Source organism: Stenotrophomonas maltophilia group sp. Smal17, from assembly GCF_030237045.1.
In the GTDB taxonomy this organism is placed as follows: Bacteria; Pseudomonadota; Gammaproteobacteria; order Xanthomonadales; family Xanthomonadaceae; genus Stenotrophomonas; species Stenotrophomonas forensis.
The window spans coordinates 1-4,789 of the sequence record NZ_JASJSU010000152.1; the positions used below are offsets into that span (position 1 = coordinate 1).

A 4,789-nucleotide genomic window follows, 5' to 3' on the forward strand; every position below is an offset into this window, starting at 1 on the left:
GGCGCCATGGATGGCGCCATCGAGCCCCCATGGGTGAGGGCGCTTTGCTTGCGAAGCACTGCTTCGCAAGCGCCCGAACGCCCAGCCGCCAGCGGCTGGGCCGGACCCCGGAGGGGGGTTTACGGCGTCCCCGCAAACCCACAGTGCCCCGCCATCCCACCGGAAGACCGCTGTTGCTGTTGCTGTTGCTGTTGCTGTTGCTGTTGCTCTGGCCGTTGCCTCTGCGGGTGCCGGGTGCAACCCGGCCGAACCCCTTCCTCAGGGCCAGGCTGGCGGCGCGGCCGCCCACGCCTGCTGCACCTCGGCCAGCGACGCACGCTCATCCTCGCGCCAGTGCGGCAGCAACTGCGCAAACTGGGCCGTGCTGCTCCACTGCGACGGCTCGGTCCGCACCGCCGCCGCATACCACTGCACCGCTTCCTGCTTCTGCCCCGACCGCCACAGCGCCAGCGCATAGGTCGGCGGCACCCAGCTGGGCTTCGTGCGCGCATTGCCCGCCGAGGCCAGCCACTGTTCCAGCGCCGCCTCCGGCTTGCCCTGGCGAAGCAGGTCCCAGCCGTAGTTCCAACGCACGCTGCGGCCACTGCTGCTCTGGGCCGGCGCCTCTTTCATGGCCTCGCCATACAACTGCTCGGCCAGCTCGCCACGGCCCTGTGCACCGGCCACCATCGCCAGCTGCACCGTGGCTTCAACGGCACGCCTGCCGCGTTCACGCAGCTTCAGCAGCTGGGCGACCAGTTCATCGCCCTCGCCCTGCACCGCCACCATCGGCGCGGCGGCCGGATCGCTGTCGAAGTAGAACTCCTGGGGGGCCGGCAACGCCGGCGCCGCCCACGCTGTGGCCGCTCCCGAGGCCAGCAGAACGCTGGCCAGGATCTTTCCTGGAACTGACATCCCTTCTCCCCAGGCTGCAACCGCAGCCTCCCTCTCTCTGCCCGATCCTAACCCCAGCAGCGGCGCGGGCGCGAGTGCCGGGGGCATTACGGGCGCGCTGCTACAATCCGCGCCTTTCCCGCCGCGTGCCCGCACGCGGCCGGTGCCAGCCGATCCTACCGGGCCAGCCATGACCAGTACCGCGCAACTCACTTCGCCCTCTTCCGCCGACCTGATCGACCGTGACTACACGCTCGACCACAAGTACACCCGCAACGAGGGGCGGATCTACCTGAGTGGCGTGCAGGCACTGGTGCGGTTGCCGCTGATGCAGCGCCTGCGCGATGCCGCCGAAGGCATCGACAGCGCCGGCTTCGTCAGCGGCTACCGTGGCAGCCCGCTGGGGGGCTTCGACCTGGAACTGTGGCGCGCGCGCAAGCATCTGGAAGCGGCCAGGGTGAAGTTCACCCCCGGCCTCAACGAGGATCTGGGCGCCACCATGGTCTGGGGCACCCAGCAGACCAACCTGTTCCCCGGCGCCAACGTGCAGGGCGTGTTCGGCATGTGGTACGGCAAGGGCCCCGGCGTGGACCGCTGCGGCGACGTGTTCAAGCACGCCAACGCCGCCGGCACCTCGCGTTACGGCGGCGTGCTGGCGCTGGCTGCAGATGACCATGCCTGCCGCAGTTCGACCCTGCCGCATGGCAGCGAGGACGAGTTCGTCAGCGCGATGATGCCGGTGCTGAACCCGGCCGGCGTGCAGGACATCCTCGACATGGGCCTGCTCGGTTGGGCGATGAGCCGCTATACCGGCCGCTGGGTCGGCTTCAAGACCATTGCCGAAACGGTGGAATCGTCGGCCTCGGTCGAGGTCGATCCGCTGGCGCGACGCATCGTGCTGCCCGAAGACTTCGACATGCCCGGCGGTGGCCTCAACATCCGCTGGCCGGACCCGCCGCTGGACCAGGAAATGCGCCTGCATCGCTATGCGGTGAAGGCGGCGCAGGCCTTTGCCCGCGCCAACGGCATCGACAAGGTGGTGATGGATGCACCGCGCGCGCGGCTGGGCATCGTCACCACCGGCAAGAGCTACCTGGACGTGCTGCAGGCGCTGGAATACCTGGGCCTGGACGAAGCAGCATGCGCCGACATCGGCATCCGCGTGTACAAGGTCGGCATGACCTGGCCGCTGGAACCGGAGGGCATCGCCCGCTTCGCGCAGGGCCTGGAAGACATCATCGTGGTGGAGGAGAAGCGTGCCTTCATCGAGCGCCAGATGAAGGAGCAGTTCTTCAACTGGCCGGCAAGCTGGGGCCAGCGCCCGTCCATCGTCGGCAAGTACGACGAGAGCGGTGAATGGATCCTGCCGTCCACCGGTGAACTGACGCCGGCCACCATCGCCGGCGTGATCGGCCGCCGCATCCAGAAGTTCTTCAACAACGACTCGATCGAACAGCGCCTGCAGTGGATGCAGGAAAAGGAAGCCGAACTTGCGTTGCCGCGCGCCAGCTTCCCGCGCGTGCCGCACTACTGCTCGGGCTGCCCGCACAACACCTCCACCCAGGTGCCGGAAGGTTCGCGTGCGCTGGCCGGCATCGGTTGCCATTACATGGTGACCTGGATGGACCGCAGCACCGACACCTTCACCCACATGGGCGGCGAAGGCGTGACCTGGGCCGGGCAGGCGCCGTTCACCGATACGCCGCACGTGTTCCAGAACCTGGGCGACGGCACCTATTTCCACAGCGGTTCGCTGGCGATCCGCCAGGCGGTCGCGGCCGGCGTCAACATCACCTACAAGATCCTCTACAACGATGCGGTGGCGATGACCGGCGGCCAGCCGGTGGACGGCCCGCTGAGCGTGCCGGACATCGCAAGGCAGATGCGCGCCGAAGGCATCCACACCATCGTGGTGCTGTCGGACAACATCGGCAAGTGGACCGGCCAGCGCGAGCACTTCCCCAGCGATGTCGAGTTCCATGACCGCAGCGAACTGGATGCCGTGCAGAAGCGCCTGCGCGAAGTGAAGGGTGTTTCCATCCTGATCTATGAGCAGACCTGCGCCACCGAGAAGCGCCGCCGCCGCAAGCGCGGCAAGCTGGAAGACCCGCAGAAGCGGGTGATGATCAATTCGCTGGTCTGCGAAGGCTGCGGCGACTGTGGCAAGAAGAGTTTCTGCGTGTCGGTGCTGCCGAAGGAAACCGAATTCGGGCGCAAGCGCGAGATCGACCAGTCCAACTGCAACAAGGACTATTCGTGCGTGAACGGCTTCTGCCCGAGCTTCGTCACCGTGCACGGTGGCCAGCCGCGCAAGGGCAGCAAGCGCGATGCCTCCACCCTGCTGGACAACCTGCCGGCACCGGTGGTGCGCGGTACGCTGGAACAACCCTGGAACATCCTGATCACCGGCGTCGGCGGTACCGGCGTAGTGACCATCGGCGCGCTGCTGGGCATGGCCGGCCACCTGGAAGGCAAGGGCGCGACCGTGCTCGACCAGACCGGTCTGGCGCAGAAGGGTGGCGCGGTGACCACGCACATCCGCATCGCGCGCCGCCCGGACGACATCCACGCCGTGCGCATCGCCGCCGGTGAGGCCGACCTGGTGCTGGGCTGCGACATGGTGGTGGTGAACGATTACTGGGCGCTGTCGAAGGTGCGCGCCGGCCGTTCGCAGGTGGTGCTGAACACCTACGAGGCGATGCCGGGTACCTTCACCACGCGTCCGGACATGCAGTTCCCCGCCGCCGACATCGTCGCCGGCGTGCGCGTGGCGCTGGGTGGCCAGGAACCGCTGCTGCTCGATGCCACCCAGCTGGCCACCGCGCTGCTGGGCGATGCCATCGCCGCCAACCTGTTCATCCTCGGCTATGCCTGGCAGCAGGGCCTGGTGCCGCTGTCGTTCGACTCGCTGATGCGCGCCATTGAACTCAACGGCGCGGCCGTGGCGATGAACCAGCAGGCCTTCGCCTGGGGCCGCCTGGCCGTGGTCGACCCGCAGGCCGTGCAGCAGGCGGCTGGCCTGGTGCGCAACCGCCACACTGATACCGAATCGACCCCGGGCCCGCTGCATCCGCTGCCGCCGGGCGAATGGGAGGGCAACGAATGGGGCGCCACCGCCGCACCGCGCAACACCGGCGACGAGCGCGAACTGCGGGGCCTGCCCTCGCACGGTGGCGATGTGGCGTTCCTGCCGCTGGACGACGCGCGCCTGTCGCGCTCGCTGGATGAAATGATCGAGCGCCGCGCCGCGTTCCTGGTCGAGTACCAGGACGCAGCCTACGCCAACCGCTATCGCGATCTGGTGTCGCGCGTGCGCGCCGCCGAAGCCGAGCGCATCGGCGGCTCCACCGCGCTGACCGAGACCGTCGCCCGTTACCTGTTCAAGCTGATGGCATACAAGGACGAGTACGAAGTGGCCCGCCTGTACACCAGCGGCGACTTCCAGCGCCGCCTGCAGCAGCAGTTCGAGGGCGACTACCAGCTGCGCTTCCACCTGGCGCCGCCGCTGTTCGCCAAGAAGGACGAGCAGGGCCGGCTGCTGAAGAAGGAATACGGCCCGTGGATGTTCAAGGCGTTCGGCCTGCTGGCGAAGCTGAAATTCCTGCGTGGCGGCCGCTTCGATGTGTTCGGGCGCACTGAAGAGCGCCGCATGGAGCGCCAGCTGATCGGTGACTACGAGGCGACCGTGCAGGTGCTGCTGGACGGGCTGGAAGACGGCCGACTGGCCCTGGCGGTGGAGATCGCCAGCATTCCCGAGCACATCCGCGGCTATGGCCACGTCAAGGAAGCGCACTTCGAGCAGGCCAAGGCGCGTGAGGCTGCCCTGCTGGCGCAGTGGCGCAATCCGAAGGCGCTGCACATCGTGCAGGTGGCTTGAAGGCCGCAGAACCGGTAGTGGGGGGGGGGGGGGGGGGGG

2 protein-coding genes are annotated in these 4,789 nt (G+C 68.2%); one reads left to right on the forward strand and one right to left on the reverse strand.

Annotation, left to right across the window (positions count from 1 at the left end):
• Nucleotides 1-258: 258 nt before the first annotated feature.
• A complete protein-coding gene (locus QRO93_RS21075) occupies nucleotides 259-894 on the reverse strand; it encodes a hypothetical protein (protein ID WP_053448439.1) in 636 nt (211 codons plus the stop codon).
• Nucleotides 895-1,063: 169 nt separating this feature from the next.
• Here QRO93_RS21075 and QRO93_RS21080 point away from each other — a divergent pair, with 169 nt between their 5' ends.
• Nucleotides 1,064-4,750, forward strand: a complete 3,687-nt coding sequence (locus tag QRO93_RS21080; protein WP_180878728.1) for an indolepyruvate ferredoxin oxidoreductase family protein — start codon at nucleotides 1,064-1,066, stop codon at nucleotides 4,748-4,750.
• Nucleotides 4,751-4,789 lie beyond the last annotated feature (39 nt).

Coding starts and splice junctions, on each gene's coding strand:
- QRO93_RS21080 (WP_180878728.1), top strand. CDS start 1,064: ATGACCAGTACCGCGCAACTCACTTCGCCCTCTTCCGCCGACCTGATC.
- QRO93_RS21075 (WP_053448439.1), bottom strand. CDS start 894: ATGTCAGTTCCAGGAAAGATCCTGGCCAGCGTTCTGCTGGCCTCGGGA.